Annotated in this window: 10 protein-coding genes and 1 pseudogene; 8 read left to right on the top strand and 3 right to left on the bottom strand. The window is 74.0% G+C overall.

Annotated elements, in window-relative coordinates:
* Window positions 1-297 precede the first annotated feature (297 nt).
* A complete protein-coding gene (locus tag AB0C22_RS15785; RefSeq protein ID WP_208568904.1) occupies window positions 298-696 on the top strand; it encodes a hypothetical protein in 399 nt (132 codons plus the stop codon).
* Between the two features lie 232 nt (window positions 697-928).
* On the opposite strand, the gene AB0C22_RS15790 is transcribed toward AB0C22_RS15785, so the two are convergent.
* Window positions 929-3682: a cellulose binding domain-containing protein gene (locus AB0C22_RS15790; RefSeq protein ID WP_357535537.1), complete on the bottom strand. Its 2754-nt coding sequence runs from the start codon at window positions 3680-3682 to the stop codon at window positions 929-931.
* Window positions 3683-3856: 174 nt separating this feature from the next.
* Window positions 3857-5929, bottom strand: a complete 2073-nt coding sequence (locus tag AB0C22_RS15795) for a hypothetical protein (protein WP_357535539.1) — start codon at window positions 5927-5929, stop codon at window positions 3857-3859.
* Between the two features lie 391 nt (window positions 5930-6320).
* Between AB0C22_RS15795 and AB0C22_RS15800 the strand changes: the two genes are divergently transcribed.
* Both AB0C22_RS15800 and AB0C22_RS15805 read left to right on the top strand, forming a co-directional pair.
* On the top strand, window positions 6321-6818 hold the full coding sequence (locus AB0C22_RS15800) for a redoxin domain-containing protein (RefSeq protein ID WP_219464143.1): 498 nt from the start codon (window positions 6321-6323) through the stop codon (window positions 6816-6818).
* Entirely contained in the window at window positions 6815-7360 is a 546-nt protein-coding gene (locus tag AB0C22_RS15805; protein ID WP_208568900.1) for a thioredoxin domain-containing protein, read from the top strand. Before AB0C22_RS15800 ends, AB0C22_RS15805 begins: the two co-directional genes overlap by 4 nt.
* A gap of 209 nt (window positions 7361-7569) precedes the next feature.
* Here the strand turns inward: AB0C22_RS15805 and AB0C22_RS15810 are convergent, their stop codons facing one another.
* On the bottom strand, window positions 7570-10815 hold the full coding sequence (locus AB0C22_RS15810) for a LuxR C-terminal-related transcriptional regulator (protein ID WP_357535541.1): 3246 nt from the start codon (window positions 10813-10815) through the stop codon (window positions 7570-7572).
* A 305-nt stretch (window positions 10816-11120) separates the two neighbouring features.
* Here AB0C22_RS15810 and AB0C22_RS15815 point away from each other — a divergent pair.
* The 5 genes and pseudogenes from AB0C22_RS15815 to serS form a co-directional block, all read left to right on the top strand.
* Window positions 11121-11405, top strand: a pseudogene (locus AB0C22_RS15815) (hypothetical protein); the annotation flags it as partial.
* Between the two features lie 125 nt (window positions 11406-11530).
* Window positions 11531-12703 (top strand): alcohol dehydrogenase catalytic domain-containing protein, encoded by a 1173-nt coding sequence (locus AB0C22_RS15820; RefSeq protein ID WP_357535543.1) that lies wholly within the window; start codon window positions 11531-11533, stop codon window positions 12701-12703.
* A gap of 90 nt (window positions 12704-12793) precedes the next feature.
* A complete protein-coding gene (locus AB0C22_RS15825) occupies window positions 12794-13975 on the top strand; it encodes a saccharopine dehydrogenase NADP-binding domain-containing protein (protein WP_357535545.1) in 1182 nt (393 codons plus the stop codon).
* A gap of 71 nt (window positions 13976-14046) precedes the next feature.
* Window positions 14047-15120, top strand: a complete 1074-nt coding sequence (locus tag AB0C22_RS15830; RefSeq protein WP_357535761.1) for a MerR family transcriptional regulator — start codon at window positions 14047-14049, stop codon at window positions 15118-15120.
* An 861-nt stretch (window positions 15121-15981) separates the two neighbouring features.
* Window positions 15982-17268, top strand: coding sequence for a serine--tRNA ligase (gene serS, locus AB0C22_RS15835; protein ID WP_357535547.1), 1287 nt, complete (start codon window positions 15982-15984; stop codon window positions 17266-17268).
* The last annotated feature ends 81 nt before the right edge of the window (window positions 17269-17349 follow it).

Genomic DNA, 17349 nt, shown 5'->3' on the forward strand with positions numbered 1-17349 from the left:
GCAGCCCATGCGACGTCCCGCAGCCCCAGTCCGTCGGCCCCCCCGCCCCCCCCCCACGGCCGGGACAGGCCGAGTCCCGTCCACCGGTCCGAGGTCACGGTCGGGCCGGGTCGACCAGGAGGGAATGATTTCCACCGGCCGGGATCACGCTCCGTCCGCGTCGGGTTTGCGACCCGGTCGGGTGGGGCACTGCTGGGAGGACGGGCGGACGACCGGGCGGGCGAGTACCGTCACGAGCCGCAGAGACGTCGAAGTCCGAAGTGGCCGCAGACTTCGGCATTCGAGGAGGTAATCACGATGTTCGGCAGCAACCTTCTGGAGCGCCGCAGCAAGCCCGAGCGGATCGCCGACCAGGCCTGGCACCACCTGCTCTCGGCGGTCGACTCCGCCGGTGACAGCGTGCGGGACGCCGCCAGGTCGGTCCGGGACTCGGGACTGGCCGACGCCGGTGACCTGGTCGGCTCGACCGCCGACGAGGCACGCCGACGGGCCACGCTCGCCTTCGACGCGCTCGCCGGCCGCCGCCCGGCCCTGCCCTGGACCCTGCTGATCAGCGCGGCGCTGGTCGGCGCGGCGATCGGCTGGGCTGCCGGCACCGCCGCGCGGGCTGCCGGCAGCAGAGATGACCGGGCCGCCGACGACATCGAGTTCGTCGACGTGGACCGGCCCAACTCCCCGGTCGGTCTGGACGACTGACCGTCCCACGGCACGCACAGGCCCCGGTCGCGCCCTTCGGCGCCGACCGGGGCCTGTGCCGTCTTCGATCCACTCCGTTGGGGCGATGTTGCGGTAGAGACCCGGGGTCGACGCCGCACCATCGCCGCCACTGAGTCGATCAGCCACCGGCCGGGCGGGTCCCAGGCCGGACACGCGCCGGCTCCCCCGACGGGATCGGGGGAGCCGGCAGGTGTCGGATAGTTGATAGTCGTCAGCGGCTGGTGCAGGTGACCGCCGGGACGGTGTTGCTGCCGGTGACGTTGGCGGTGAAGCCGACGCTGGTGGTGGCCCCGGCACCGAGCGCGCCGTTCCACCCGGCGTCGCGCACCGAGACGCGCGCCCCGGTCTGGGTCAGGGTGCCGCCCCAGAGCGAGTTGATCGTCTGACCGTTGGCGAACGTCCAGCTGAGCGTCCAGCCGGCGATCGGCGCGGTGCCCGCGTTCCGCACCGTCACCTCGCCCTGGAAGCCACCCGGCCACGACCCGGTCACCTGGTACGTCGCCGCGCACCCACCGGTGGGCGGCGGGGTCGTCGGCGGCGGGGTGGTGGGCGGAGGCGTGGTGGGGGGCGGCGTGGTCGGCGGAGGCGTGGTCGGCGGAGGGGTGGTGGGGGGCGGCGTGGTGGGGGGCGGCGTGGTCGGCGGAGGCGTGGTCGGGTTGCTGCCGAGCCGGTCGGCGACCAGGATGCCCCGGCCGTTGGTGCCCAGGTAGACCCGGCCGTAGACCCTCGGGTCCCCGGTGAGCGCCTCGCCCGCGTTGCCGTACTGGTGCTGGTCGTCGTTGATCCGCACCCAGGCCCCGCCGGTGTTGTCGGAGCGGTAGACGCCGGCCTTGCCGTCGACGGTGCCGAAGGTGAACACCGCCGGGTACGTCTGCCCGGGGGCGGCCTTGCCGAAGCCGACGTTCACCGCCGCCGACACCCCGGCCAACTTGGTGAAGCTGGCCCCGGAGTCGGTGGAGCGCCACAGCCCGCCCTCACCGGCCAGCCAGACGTCGCCCTCCTTGCCGGGCACCGCCTTGAACTTCACGTTCCCGGTGGCCGGCAGGCCGGTGGCGGCGGAGGCGGTGAAGCTGGCCCCACCGTTGGTGCTGACATAGAACTTGCCGGCGCTGAAGCCGTAGAACTTGTTCTTGTTGACCCGGTCGGACTCGACGACCGCGTTGGCCGGGATACCGGTGGCGGCGGTCCACGAGTTGCCGAAGCCCACCGAGCGGATGACCTGCTGCCCGGCGTCACCCGGGGCCCAGACGAACTGGCTGCCGTCGGCGGCGGCGGCGACCGTGCCGCCGTTGTTGACCCCGCCCGGCTCGCTGCCCTGGAACCAGTTCGCCCCGCCGTCGGTGGAGAACGCGATGTGGCTGTCGTTGGGGCGGTCGGCGTCGGTGAAGTTGCCGGCCCGCACCATCGTCGCCGGGTTCGCCTCGGCGTAGTCGAGGCTGGTGGTGGTGGTGAAGACCGGCTGGGTGAACAGCATCGGCGGCACCGCGTCGAGGTCGGTGTGCCGGAACCCGCCGATGTCACCGAGCCCGCTGATCAGCGGTGCCCCGGTGGGCGGGCTGATCAGGTCCTGTACGGCGGTCTCCTCCAGGCCCTTGACCATCGGCTTGATGGTGAGCTGGCCACCGGTGTCCCACTTGGTGAGGTCGGTGCTGCCGTAGATGGTCGCGCCGGTGCCGTACATGAAGCGGTTCGAGTCGAACGGGTCGATCTCCACCGACTCGTTCATCCAGCCCAGCTTCGGGGACTCCTCCGGCGGGGCCGGGTTGGCCCCGAAGGTCAGCCACGGCACCGAGCTGATGTCCATCTTGAACTTCTTGGTGCGCTCCGGGTAGCTGCCGAACTCCCAGATCCGGCTCCAGGTCGCGCCGCCGTCGGTGCTGCGCCAGAAGATCGCGTCCGGCCACCAGGAGATCTGGGTCGCGACCATCAGGGTGTTCGGCTTCTGCCGGTCGATGGTCAGCCCCGAGTAGCCGAAGTAGGCGTCGCTGCTGGACGACGGGATCGGGCTGATCTGCGTCCACGCCCCGGTGGCCCGGTTGAACTTCCACACGTCACCCTTGCCCCCGTCGTACGGGCCGCCGGTGTCGCTGGTGGCGATGTAGAGGAAGCCGCCGACGGGGTCCACCACACCCTTGTGGGCCAGGTAGCCGGTGGGCTGACCGGCGATCCGCTCCCAGCTGGTGCCACCGTTGGTCGAGCGGTACACCGGGTTCGCCTTGTCCGCCACGCCGACGTAGATGGTCTGCGTGGCGTTGCCCACCGTACCGGTGCTCTTGTCGAAGGTGACCCAGGTCAGGCCCTGGTTCTGGCTCTGGTAGCCGGTGGTGTCGTTGGGGTCGGCCCGGTAGTTGCCGACGTTGGGGAAGTTCGCCACCTTGGCCCAGGTGACCCCGAAGTCGGTGCTGCGCCACAGGCCGTTGCCGCCCTCGGCGCCGTAGTAGATGACGCTGTTCTTGTTGGGGTCGACGGCGAGCCGCTCGCCCATGCCCCGGCCGGGCATGTTGCCGCCGTTCTTGAACGGCAGCGCGGTGGCCTGCCAGGTGGCACCCTTGTCCGAAGAGCGCAGGATCGCGCCGTTGTTCGGGTCCCAGTCGTTGGTGTACATGCCGACGGCCGCGTACACCCGGTTGGTCTGCACCGGGTCGGTGGCCAGGCTGACCACGCCGTTGTAGCCCCACTTGTCCGCGCCGACCCAGTCGAGCAGCGGCGTCCAGGACTGGCTGGCCTGCTCCCACCGGTACGCGCCGCCGATGTCGGTGCGCGCGTAGATCAGGTTCTTCTCGGTCTGGTTGAAGACGATGCCGGGGACGAAGCCGCCACCGTCGATCCGGACGTTCTTCCAGCTGTACGGTTCGGCCGCCGCCGCGGCGGCCTCGGTGGATGGTGCGACGGTGAACTGTACGGCCACGACGGCCGTGGCAGCGGCCAGCACGGTGGTGACCGCGCCGACGAGACTTCTCCGCATCTGCGGTTCCTCTCGGGATGCCAGGGTGAGGGTGCGACGCCCCGTGGGGACGTCGACGGGTGCGAAGAGCTGCCCTGGCTCCCCGCCGGCACGCTTGGCTCCCGCTGCCGAAGAAGAAGTCAACAGTAACCGCTGCGCCGCCGAATTAGGAAGCGCTCCCAACTAACTCGGCCATCAGAGCCGGTAGATGACGTCCTCGCCGACCATTTCCCGACTGATGCCCAACCCGTCCACCGGTCGGGCGGCCACGTCCGCCCACGGGGTGCCGGGCGCCCAACCGGGCAGCAGCACCACCGTGCGCACCCCCACCTGCCGCAGGTACGCCACCGAGGTCGCGTCCGGGAAGGTCATGCTCGCCGCCCGGATCCGCTCCTGGGACTGTGGGGTGAACGAGGCCAGCCCGTTGACCACCTTGGGGAACCCGTCGGTGGACCACAGCATCACGTGCAACTCCCGGATACCGTCGCTGGGCAGCACCAACGCCGGGCCGGTCAGCCCGCGCAGCACCGCCGGTTGCACCGGTGCCGGCACGTGCGGGGTGCGGTTGACCCCTTCCAGCAGGACCAGCACCAGCGGCACCAGCAACGCCAACCGGGCCAGCCGCCACTGCCCGCCGTCCCGCTTCGGGGCCGGCTTCCGGGGGGCCGTCTGCTCGGCCGCCGGTTCGGACCACGCCGCCGACCGCAGCATCGGTCGCGCCGCCGCCTGCGCCTGCCCCGGTACGACCACCTCCGCCGGCACCGCCGCCCGCACCGGTACGGCCCCCTCCGCCGAGGGTGCCAGCGCTCCCCGGTCCGCCGCCATCGCGACGGCCGGGTCCGCCGGTCGCAGCGTCGGCGGCGCTCCCGGTTCCACCGCCCCGGACACGACCGACTCCGCCCCCGGCACGGCCGACTCCGCCCCCGGCTCCGGTGGTTGCCCCCCGGTCGGCCCCGGTGCCGGTTCCCCGTCCCGCACGGCCCGGGAAGCCGGCTCGCGCACCGTCAACGCCCCGGCGGCGAGCAGGCCGAGCAGCAGGGTCGTCCACAGCACCAGCCGGCCCGGGGTGCGCACCCCGTCCCAGCCCGGGGCGTGCTCGACAAGCGTCACGTAACCGGGGTTGCCGTCACCGCCGAACGTGGTGCCCGCCGCGAGCGCCACGCTGACCAACGCCGCGCCGGCCAGCATCAGCCGGTGCCGCAGCCGCCACGCGGAGAAGAACAGCCCGGCCATCGCCAGGGACAACAGCACCACCCCGGGCAGCAGGGTCATCTCACCCGGGAAGCCGAGCGTGGCCCGGGCCGCCTCGTGCCGCTCCCCCCACAGCCAGGACTCCGGCGGCGCGGTGACGAACCCCCGCCACGGCGGGGAGAACATCTCGATCTGGGCCACCGTGCGCCGACCGGACGGGTTGCGGGCCACCACCTCGAAGTACGGTGCGGCCATCGCCAGGGTCACCACGGCGAAGCCGATCCCCCCGGCCAGGTCGGCCAGGAGCAGGCCACGCGGCACCGCCGGCCGGGACCGCCGCCGCCGCCACACCACGGCGTACGTCACCGCCACGCCGAGGCAGATCAGTCCCAGCGCGTACGCGAAGGGCAGGCCGATGCCGAAGCCGAGGGTGACCTGCCAGGCGGCGACCGCCCACCCGGCGACCGCCCAGCCGGGGCGGACCCGGTCGGGCCGGTGGCCGTGCCGCAGCGACCAGCCGTGCCCCCGGGCCAGCATGGCCAACGCGAGGGCGATCCCGCCGATGCTGATCACGTGCAGGTGACCGGCCTGGGCGAGCTTCCACGGGGCGTACGCGAAGGACACCCCGGCCACCGCCGCACCCGCCCGGCCGGCCCCCACCTGCCGGGCCAGCGCGTACGCCCCGAACAGGGCGAGGGCGTGGGTCAGCATGTAGAGCAGGTTGTAGCGGATCACGGCGGCCACCGGACCGTCCCCGATCATCCCGAACGGGGCGTACCCGAGCAGGGTGTCGGAGTAGGCATAGGTGTACGGCTCGGGATAGAACGTGTTGGAGTGCCAGACCTGGAACGGGTTGGTGAGCAGGGCGTGCCCACCCCAGGCCACCTGCCACGCCTGGAGCGTCGGATCACCGGTGTCCTGCGGGATGGTGCTCGCCGGATCCCGCAGGGTCGGCCAGGTCAGCACCACGGCCAGCAGCAGCGCGGCGACCGCCGCCAGGGTCCATTCGTGCCGGGCCACCCGCCACGACACCCCCGCCAGCCGGCGGCCGAACACCCGAATCTGATCGACGTCCATCTCTCCACCCCGTCCTTTGCCGTCCGTCAGACTGCCCGAGTCCGATCCGGTTGTCGACACCGTGACCCGCCCGATTTTCAGCCCGGGCTCCCCTTCGTCGTCCGAATCCGATCCGCTGGCGACCACCGGATCGGACTACCGGTTCGGGTCCGGGGCGACCACCGGGGCGGGTTCGGCCCGGTCGCGGACCACCAGGGCGGATCCGGTCGCGGACCACCAGGGCGGGCCCGGTCGCGGACCACCAGGTCGGGCCCGGTCGCGGACCACCAGGGCGGGCCGGTCGCGGAGCACCAGGGCGGATATGGGCGGACCATCGGGGCGGGTCCGGGCGGACGAGGACCACCCGGGTCGGGTGAGTCGGCCTCACCCGGGCTGCCGGAGGGTGGGAGGCATGACTGGACCCGACGGACTGATCCGACCCGGGACGCCGGCCCCCGAGTTCACCCTGCCGGCCACCCCGGACGGGCGACGGACCGGCCCCGGGCAGTTCCGTGGCCGGCCGGTGGTGCTCGCCTTCTATCCCGCTGACTGGTCCCCGGTCTGCGGCGACCAGATGGCGCTCTACCAGGCCGCGATGCCGGAGTTCGAGCGGTACGACGCGGTGGTGCTGGGCGTCTCGGTGGACAGCCTCTGGTCACACCGGGCCTTCGCCGAGGCCCGGGGCGTCCGGTTTCCGCTGCTGTCCGACTTCGAACCCAAGGGTGAGGTGGCCCGGGTCTACGGGGCGTACACGCCGCAGGGGCAGGCCGGTCGGGCCCTGGTGGTGCTCGACCCGGCCGGGACGGTGACCTGGAGCTACCTGTCCCCCGCCGAGGTGAACCCGGGTGCCGACGGCATCCTCGACGCGTTGGACCAGCTCGGCACCGGGCGGCAGGTGGTGGCCCGATGAGCACCCCGTTGCAGGTCACCGCCCGACTCCGGGTGCCGGTGACGGAAACCGACCACATCCGCGGGCCACTGGACGCACCGGTCACCATCGTGCAGTACGGCGACTTCCAGTGCCCGTACTGCGGGGCCGCCCACCCGAACCTGACCGAGGTGCTGCGGCAGCGCCAGGACACCGTACGGCTGGTCTACCGGCACTTCCCGATCACCAACCTCCACCCGTACGCCGAGCGGGCCGCCGAGGTGGCCGAGGCGGCCGGCCGCCGGGACCGGTTCTGGGAGATGCACGACTGGCTCTACGAACACCAGGACCAACTCGACCCGGTGCACCTGTCGCTCGGCGTGGCGCAGGTGGGTCTGCCGCCGGACGAGATCGACGCGGAGGTCGACCGGCACGCGTACGGCGACCGGGTCCGTCACGACTTCACCGGCGGCATCCGCAGCGGGGTGAACGGCACCCCCACCCTCTTCATCGGCGACCACCGTCACGAGGGCCCCTTGGACCTCCCCACCCTCCTGACCGCAGTAGACACCACCACCCCCTGACCCACCCACCCCACCCAGCCCCACCCACCCACATTGATCAAGAGGTTTGCGTCAACCAACCCACCTCCGCCCCGTTGATCAAGAGGTTTGCGTCAACTTGAAGATCGAACTTGACGCAAACCTCTTGATCAACGGGGCGGCAGGGTTGGCGGGGCGGGGGTGGCGGCGGCGGGGGTGGGGCAGGGGGCAGGGTGGGTGGGGTGGGGTTGTTAGAGGAGGCGGAGGGAGCGGGCTCGGCGGACGGCTTCGCGGCGGCGGGTGGCGTCGAGCTTGCGGTAGATGTTGCGGACGTGGGTCTTGACGGTGTTGACCGACAGGGAGAGTTCACCGGCGATCTCGACGTTGGACAGGATGCTCTGGAGATACCGCAGAATGGTCAGCTCCCGCTCGGTGAGCGGCTCGGGGAGCGCCCGTTCCGGACCGCCCGGCCTACACTGCGGGTCACCCGATCCGTGCTCGGTCGGTTGTTCGGCGTCGCGTACCAGGTCGCTGACCGCCGGCCAGTGCGCCGTACCCGAGTCCAGGTGGGCGGCGAGCAGGTCCCGGACCTCCGGTTCGGCCCGGGTGAACACCCGGCGGTAACCGTGTCGGCCGGACAGGTCCAGCACCCGTTCCAACAGCCGACCGGCCCGGCGCTCGTCACCGGACCGCCGGGCCAGCACCGCGTCGAGGACACCGGTGGCGAGCCGTACCGACAGCGGCCAGCCGGCGGCGTCCGGGGCGTCCCAGTCGGGTAGCGCGTGACCGGCGGCCCGGACGTCGCCCGCCCGCAGCTCCACCCGGGCCAGCGCCAGGCCCAGCACCGGGTCGGGGTCCGGCTCCCGGGACCGCTCGGCGAGCAACCGGCGGGCGGTGTCCAGGTCCCCCTGTTCACCCCGTAGGTCCGCCTCCAGCGCGAGCAGCCGATCGGCCAACCCTCCGCCCCCCACCAGCCCTCCACCCCACACCCCGTCTCCGGCCAGCCCTCCGTCCCCGGCCGGCCCCACATCCCACACCCCGACCTCGACCAGCCCCCCATCCCCGGCCGACTCTCCGCCCCCGGTCAGACCTCCACCCCACACCCCACCCCCGGTCAGCGCTGCGCCGGGGAGGGTACGGGCTCCGGTCAGCTCGTCCCGGGCCCGGCGCACCACCTCGATCGCCGCCGCCGGCTCGCCGGCGTCACGCAGCAAGGTCGCCCGACACAGCGCCACCACCGCACCGACCGTGCCCCCGCCAGGTGCCACCCCGACCATGACCGGAGCAGCCGCCGCACCGACCCCCACCCCCGCCCCACCCCGAGCAGCCGCCGCACCGAACGCCACCCCGGCCCCGACACGAGCGGACGCCACCCCGAACCCGACCGGGGTAGGCAGCGCACCGATCGCCGCGTCGGCCGTAGGGGTGCCGGATGTCGTACCGCCCGCACCGGATGCCTCGCCCGGCATGGCCGCGCCGGCCGCCGCCAGTTCGGCGGTCGCCTCCGTGGGCTGGTCCCGGTGCAGCGCCACCAGGGCCAGGGCCAGATGGGCGTAGCCACAGTCGACCCGACTCGACCAGCCCTGGCAGGGGGGCATGACCAGCGCCGCGTGGGCGGTCTCTTCGGCTGGCGCAAGCTCACCGGCCAGGGCGAGCAGCAGTGCGGTGCGGGTCGCGTCGACCAGTTCGGTCCGGGGCCGCCCGGCCTGCCGGGCCGCCGCCAGCGCCCGGGTGAACCATGCCCCGGCCGACCGTAGTTCCCCCTCGGCCAGCTCGACCAGGCCGAGCGCGGTGCCGGCCACCGCCAGGACGTCCACGTCCTCGCCGGTCCGGGGGTCGTCGCCGGTCGGTGCCACCGCTTCGGGGTGGTCGCCAACGACGGCCGGCCGGTGGGTCGGCGTCGCGGCGGGCCGGCAGGGCGGCGGAGTCGGCGGCAGGGCAGGCCCGGTGACGGTGGCGAGCAGTCGGGCGGCGGCCCGGCGTACCCCCGGATGGTCGCCGGCCAACCGGGCGAGGGTGAGTTCCAACGCCAGGGCCAGCCGGTGGAACCGGTCACGGCGCGGAGCCGGCAGCGAGCGGGCCGCCGCCACCGCGTCGCGCAGCCAGGCGGTCGCCGCCTCCCGGTCGCCCGCGTACGCCCGCTCGGTGCCGGCGGCCAACGCCAGCTCCGGGTCCCGGTGCACCGCCTCGGCGGGCGGCGGCGCGGGCGAGGCCACATCCGGTGTCCCCCGGTCGTACGGCAGCAGCTCCGGCCAGTGGGTCAGCAGCAACCCGGTGGCCCGGTCCCACTGCCCGGCGGTGAGCGCGTGGCGCAACGCCTCGGCCGGCCGGTCGTGGTCGGTGTGCCAGTCGGCGGCCCGCCCGTGCAGCTCGGCGCGTTCCCCGTCGGCGAGGTCGGCGAGTTCCTCGCGCAGCAGGTCGGCCAGCAGCGGATGCGGTCGGTACCAGGGTGGGTCGCTGTCGTCGCGGTGCAGGAATCCGCCGTCGCGGGCCAGCCCGGCCAGCAGGTGCCCGGCGTCGGCACGACCGGTCAACGCGTCGGCCAGGTCGGCGCGGACCGCCGGGCCGACGGCGCAGCGCCGCAGCACTTCCCGGGCCGGCGGCGGCAGCTGCCCCAGCACCTCGGCCCGCAGGTACGCCGCCACGTCCGGGTGGTCACCCCCGAACCGGGCCGCCCACCGCTGCGGATCGGACTGCCCCCGGGCGGCGAGCGCGGCGAACCGCAGACCCGCCGGCCAACCACCCGTGCGGTCCCGCAGCCGGGCGACCGCCGCCGCAGGCAGGGGCACCCCGTGCGCCACCAGCAGGTCGGCCACCTCGTCGGTGGTGAAGGCCAACTCGTCGGGGCCGATCTCGGTCAGGTCACCGGCCAGCCGTAGCCGGTGCAGGGCCGGTGGCAGGTCGGTGCGGGCGGCGGCGATCAGGCGCAGCCGGCCGTCGGCGTGCCGCAGCAGGAACTCCAGGCCGGTGAGCACCGCCGGGTCGGTGACCCGGTGCAGGTCGTCGACGACGAGCCGGACCGGGCGTTCCCGGGCGGCCAGGGTCGCGGCGAGCGCCTCCAACTGCTCCGACCGCACCGGCACGACCGACGGCTGGGCGGCCGACGCGCCAGGCCGCCCGGCAGGCGGTGCGCCAGGCAGGGCGGCAGGCGGTGCGCCAGGCAGGGCGGCGGGTGGTGCGTGCGGCGGTGGCTCGGCCGCGCCCCGCAGGGCTGCCGTGAGGTACGCCCAGAGCCGCTCCCCGCTGTCGCCCGCCTCGACCTGAACCCAGGCCGGGGGGTCCTCGTCCGCCGCTCGCGCCCAGGCGGTGAGGATCGTCGTCTTGCCCCACCCTGCGGCGGCCCGGACCAGGGTGAGGGTGCCGGCAGCTCCGGCGTCGAGGCGGGCCGACAGCCGGGGACGCCACAGCATCGGCTCCGGCGGGGCGGGCGGGGTGAGCCGGGACGCCAGCAGCGGCGGGCCGGCGGGCACCTCGGCGCTGTCGTGCTGCTGCGGCATCCGCCCTCCCCCGGTCAGCGCGTTCCGCCCCGGTCGGCGCCCTCCGGCCGGTCGGCGCGTTCCTCCCGGTCGGCGCGCTCCGGACCGGTCGGCGGCGGTTACCCGGACCGGACCGGTTCACCCCTTCGGGACGAGTCCGGTTCACCCGGTCCCCACCGAGGATGGGCGGATCGGGCAGCCGGTGTGGCGTGACCGGCTGCTGCGCACCGGTCCCGGCGAAGAGGCGGGTGGTACGGATGGGACGACTGACCCGTGGCGGGTTCACCCTCCTTCGGGCGCACCGGGCGGGGGTCGACGCCCGGTCGGGCCGCTGGCAGGTGGTCACGGTCGGGGTGTCGGCGGCCGAGCTGATGCCCGACGGGCGGTGGCCGGAGCCGCTGCGCCCACTGGCTGACGCGGTGGAGCTGCACCTGCGGCCGGCCCCCGGTGGGCGGGGCACCGAGCTTTCGGTCCGCCCCCTCGGCGGGGTGGCGACCCTGCCCGGGATGGCCGCCCACCTGGTCGGCGACGATCCCGACGGCTACCTGCGGCAGGTGTTGCGCACGGTCCGGCAGCTCGCCGAGACCGGTGAGGTGCTACGCGCCGACCGGCCCGCCGCCGAACGCCCCGCGACCGCGCCACCCGGGACCGGGCCGCACGCGACCGGGCCGCCCGCGACCGGGCCGCCCGCGACCGGGACCGGGCCGCACGGGACCGACGGCCCGGTGGTGCCCGGATGAGGGCGCTGTGCTGGGAGGGCGTCGACCGGCTCGCGGTACGCCAGGTGCCCGACCCGGAACTGCGCAACGCCCACGACATGATCGTCCGGGTCCGGCGCAGCACCACCTGCGGGGCCGACCTGCCGATGCTCGCCGGCCGGGTGCCGGGCCTGGCCGCCGGGGACGTGCTCGGGCACGAGTTCCTCGGCGACGTGGCCGAGGTCGGCCCGGCGGTCCGGCGGCACCGCGTCGGTGACCGGGTGGTGGTCTGCGCGGCCGTGGCCTGCGGGAACTGTTGGTACTGCCGGCAGGGGCTCTACTCGTGCTGCGACAACGGCACGGCCACCGGGACGGTCGGCGAGGCGGCCTGGGGGCAGCCCACCGGCGGCTGCTACGGCCATCCCCGGACAGCGGGTGGGTTCGCCGGCAGCCACGCCGAGTACGTCCGGGTGCCGTACGCCGACGTGGGGGCGTTCACCGTGCCCGACCCGGTCAGCGACGACCGGGCGGTCTTCGCCTCGGACGCCGCCCCGGCCGGTTGGATGGGTGCCGAGCTGGGTGCGGTCCGCCCCGGTGACGTGGTCGCGGTCTGGGGGGCGGGTGCGGTGGGGCAGCTCACCGCGCAGGCGGCGACGGTGCTCGGGGCGGAACGGGTGATCGTGATCGACCGGTACCCGGAACGGTTGCGGATGGCCGAACGGCACACCGGCGCCGAGACGTTGCACTACGAACACACTGATGTCCCCGCCGAACTGCGGGAACGCAGTGGTGGCCGGGGGCCCGACGTCTGCGTGGAGGCGGTGGGGGTGGCCGACGGCGGGGGCCGGCCGGTCTCGCTCGCCGACCGGTTCACCGGCCGGGGCGGCCCGGTCGAGGACCCCCTGGCGGTACGGGAGGCGGTGCACGCCTGCCGCAAGGGTGGCACGGTCTTCGTCTCGGGCACCTTCACCGGTTTCGTGGACGCCTTCCCGCTGGGCGCGGTGATGCACAAGGGTCTCACCCTGCGCAGCGCCCGGCAGCACGGTCAGCGGTGGATTCCGATGCTGCTGGACCGGATGGCCCGCGACGAGCTGCGTACCGAACACCTGGCGACGCACCGGTTCGACCTGGACCAGGCCCCGACGGGGTACGCGCTGTTCCGGGACCGCGCCGACGGTTGTGTGCGGGCGGTGTTCAGCCCGCACGGCTGAGTCGTCCGGGTGGGTGCCGGTCGCCGCGGTGCGGACCGGTCCACCCCCGGTGCCCAGGTGAGGGCCGGATGCGGGTGGCACACTCGGCGGATGTCCCACGACCGCCCGTACGACATCGTCCTGTTCGGCGCGACCGGCTTCACCGGCGGGCTGACCGCCGAATATCTGGCCCGGCACGCCCCGGTGGGGTTGCGTTGGGCGTTGGCCGGCCGCAACCCGGCGAAGCTGGCGGCGGTCCGGGACCGGCTCGCCGCCATCGACCCGGCCCTGGCCGGGCTGCCGCTGCTCACCGCCGACGTCACCGACGCCGGGTCGCTGCGGGTGGTGGCGGAGGCGACCCGGGTGCTCGCCACCACCGTCGGACCGTACGTGCACCACGGGGAGCCGCTGGTCGCGGCGTGTGCCGCCGTCGGCACCGACTATCTCGACATCACCGGTGAGCCGGAGTTCGTGGACCTGATGTACGTGCGGCACCACGCCGAGGCGGTGCGTACCGGGGCCCGGTTGGTGCACGCCTGCGGTTTCGACTCGATCCCGCACGACCTGGGCGTCTGGTACACGGTCCGGCAGTTGCCGTCGGACGGGCCGATCATGGTGGACGGGTTCGTCCGGGCCGGGGGGAAGTTCTCCGCCGGCACGTACCATTCGGCGCTCACCGCGTTCTCGCGTACCGCGCAGACGAAGCAGGCGGCGCGGGCCCGGCGGGCGGTCGAACCCCGCCCGGACGGACGCCGGGCCCGCGCGGTGGCCGGGAAGTTGGGCCGGTCCGCGGCGACCGGCATGTGGGCGGTGCCGCTGCCCACCATCGACCCGCAGGTGGTACGCCGGTCCGCCGCGGCCTGCCCGGAGTACGGCCCGGACTTCCGCTACCGGCACTTCGCCGCCGTCAAGCGGCTGCCGACGGTGCTGCTGGCCGGGGTGGGGATGGCCGGGGTGGTCGGGCTGGTGAAGCTGCCACCGACCCGGCGCTGGCTGCTCGGCCGGCTCGCCTCCGGGCAGGGTCCGAGCGCCGCGCAGCGGGCCCGGTCGTGGTTCCGGGTGCGGTTCGTCGGCGAGGGCGGGGGCCGCACCGTCCGCACCGAGGTCTCCGGCGGTGATCCCGGCTACGACGAGACCGCCAAGATGCTCGCCGAGTCGGCCCTCTGCCTGGCGTACGACGAACTGCCCGCCACCAGCGGGCAGCTGACCCCGGTGACGGCGATGGGCGATGCGCTGCTGGACCGGTTGGTGAGGGCCGGCATGACGTTCCGGGTCCTCCCGGCGCGGAGCTGACCGGGGCGACGACCCGACGGCTTGACCCTCGACCTGGTGGAGGCGACAGCATCATGGGCGTGGAGAGCGAACTGCTGAGTATCGGCGAGCTGGCCCGGGCCAGTGGCCTGACGGTCAGCGCGTTGCGGTTTTACGACCGGTGCGGGGTGCTGACGCCGACGCTGGTCGACCCGGTGAACGGTTACCGCTGGTACACCGACGCGCAGGTGACGCCGGCCCGGCTGGTGGCCGGGCTACGTCGGGTCGGTATGCCGCTGGTCGAGATCACCGCCGCGCTGCGGCTGCGGCACGAACCCGCGCGGGTGGGGCGGTTGTTCGACGCCCACCTACGCCGGTTGGAGGACGGTCTCGCCGACGCCCGCCGTGAACTCTCCCGGGTCCGCACCCTGATCGATCCCGAGGAGTACCCGATGACCACCACGATCGTGCTTGCCCGCGCCGACCTGGCCGCTGCCGTCGACGCCGTCCGGTTCGCCGTCGGCACCGACCCCGATCTGCCGATGCTCACCGGTGTCCTGTTGGACGTGGAGTCCGACGGCGTACGACTGGTCGCCACCGACCGGTACCGGATGGCGTTGGCCCGGGCCGGCGGTCGGGTGGACGGCCCGCCGGTGCGGGCGCTGCTCCCGGCGGCGGCGGTCGACGAGTTCCGGGCCCTGCTGGATGCCGACACGCAGGAGCAGGCGCACCTGACGCTCGCCGGGGGCCGGGTCGCCGTCACCGTCGCCGGTGCCGTGGCCAGCTCGGCGGTGTTGCCGTACGAGTTCACCGACTACCGCCGGCTGCTGCGCCGACCGGCGGACGCACCGGCCCGGCAGGTACCGGTCGACGTGGCGAGGCTGCGCGCCGCGCTGCGGGCCGGTACCCCCACGGTCACCCGGGTGCACGAGGGGGTGCCGCTGCCGGTGACCGTGCTCGGGGTGGACGACCACGACGGGCTGCGCCTGGTCGACGCGACCGAACTGGCCGGGCCGGACCGGACCGACCTGCTGGTCGGCGTGAACGGGGACTTCCTGCTCGATGCCCTGGAGGCTGCCGGTGGCCCGCAACTGATGCTGGAACTCGACGGCCCGATCGCCCCGCTGGCCGTCCGGCGGCCCGGTGACGAGGACACCTTCTCCATCCTGATGCCGATCCGCCTCTGACGGTCATGGGCCGGCCGGCCGGCAGCCCAGCCGGCGTTCCGCGTCGGCCTCGGACCCAGCGGGTCCGGTCCCACACCGGCCGCACCCCGTTTCGCCTCGCCCCGGCGCAGCACGATCAGGTGCCGGGCGGTCGCCGGGTGACCCGCCTTGGCACCGGGCCTGCCGGAGAGTGACCTGCGGCGGGCACCGGGCCCGCCGGTGCGCCATCGACGGACAACGACACCCCACCATTACGGAGGGTAGCTACAACCCTCCCCCCACCTACTCCCCTGTGCACGCTTTGCTCTGCTGCCACCGAAGCAACAGGCACGGCGGGTAACCGTCGCGCCGGTGGCAGCAGAGCAAAGCGTCGGAGTGGGGGTGGTGAGGGGTGGCGAGTCGATGCGGCATTTGAGCAGCTCAGAGGGGATCTGCCGCTGGAAGCCCATCCGGGCACGGTAAGAACAACACCCCAAGGATCACCCAGAGTGACAAAATGGGGGTCGGCGTCGACTCATCACCGTAAGTCACCGCTCGGGTCGACGGCGTCATCTGTCGGGATCGGACCGGACGACCGGGCCCCTGCGGCGCGGCCGGCCGGCGGTCCCACCGGCGCGGACACGACCGCTCCGGGGACGGCGGTCAGCGCGGCACCGGCCGGACAGCACCCCGGCCACACCACGCACGGCAGCGCCGATCGGACCCGTGGGACCGGTGGGGCCAGAGCAGCGCCGATCGGACCGGTCGGGCCAGCAGCACCGATCGGGCCGGTGGGGCAGCGCGGGTGAGGCCATGCCTCCGGCCGGGGCCGGATGGCGGCAGGCGCGACGGTAGCATCGGAGGGTCCCACCCCGACCGCCTGGACGGAGCGTACGGAGCAGCATGCTCGACATGGAGTTGATCCGCAAGGATCGCGAGGCGGTGGCGACCGCGCTGGCGAAGCGTCTGGCTCCCGCCGAGGTCAATCGGATCCTGGACGAGATCCAGCGACTCGATCAGGAGCGTCGCGCCCTGATCACGGAGATCGACGCCGAGCGGCAGCGCCGCAAGGCCGACGCCCGGGCGTACGCGCAGGCGAAGCGGGCCGGCACCACGCCGGAGTCCGTCGCGCCGGAGGTCGAGCGCAAGCAGCTCGCCGACCTGGAGTCCCAGCTGGACGAGGTGCAGTCCCGGCTGCGCGGCACGATGAGCGAGCTGCCCAACCTGCCCGCCGACGACGTGGTGCCCGGCGGCAAGGAGGCCAACCGGGTGGTGAAGACCTTCGGCGAGCCCCCGGTCATCGAGAAGATCCGCGACCACGTGGAACTGAGCCGCGCACTCGGCCTGGTCGACCACGAGCGCGGCGTCAAGCTCGGCGGTTCGGGCTTCTGGATGTACACCGGCCTGGGCGCCCGGCTGGAATGGGCGCTGATCAACTGGTTCATCGACGAGCACGTGCGGGCCGGCTACGAGTTCCTGCTCCCGCCGCACCTGCTGCTGGACACCGCCGGCTTCGCCGCCGGCCAGTTCCCGAAGTTCTACGACGACGTCTACCACCTGGACCGGGAGTCCGCCCCGCGCGGGCAGTTCCTGCTGCCCACCTCGGAGACGGCCATCCTCGGGGCCTACCAGGACGAGATCCTGGAGACGTCGAAGCTGCCGCTGAAGGCGTTCGCGTACACCCCCTGCTACCGCCGCGAGGCGGCCGGCTCGCACTCCGACGAGCGCGGCACCGTGCGTGGGCACCAGTTCAACAAGGTGGAGATCTTCCAGTTCACCCTGCCGGAGCAGGCAGACGCGGCGCTGGAGGAGATGCTCGCCCACGCGGAGAGCCTGGTCGAGAAGCTGGGCCTGCACTACCAGCGCAGCCTGCTGTCCGCCGGTGACGCCAGCGCGTCGATGAAGAAGACCCTCGACATCGAGGTGTGGATGCCGAGCACCGGCAAGTACAAGGAGGTGTCGTCGGTCTCGTGGGCCGGTGACTACCAGGCCCGCCGGGCCGCCATCCGCTACCGCGAGCCGGGGGGCAAGCAGACCCGGTTCGTGCACACCCTCAACGGGTCGGCGCTGGCCACCAGCCGGCTCTTCCCGGCCATCCTGGAGCAGTTCCAGCAGCCCGACGGCTCGGTAGTGGTGCCCGAGGTGCTCCGCGACCGGCTCGGCACCGACCGGCTCACCCCGCTGCGCTGAGGCTCGCGGTGCGGGGCGGGGCCTCCGGGCCACCGCCCCGCACCACACCACCCGGCCCGCCGCACACCCGGCCCGCCGCAC

Origin of the sequence: Micromonospora sp. NPDC048894 (assembly GCF_040649765.1) — a bacterium.
GTDB classification, from domain to species: Bacteria; Actinomycetota; Actinomycetes; order Mycobacteriales; family Micromonosporaceae; genus Micromonospora; species Micromonospora antibiotica.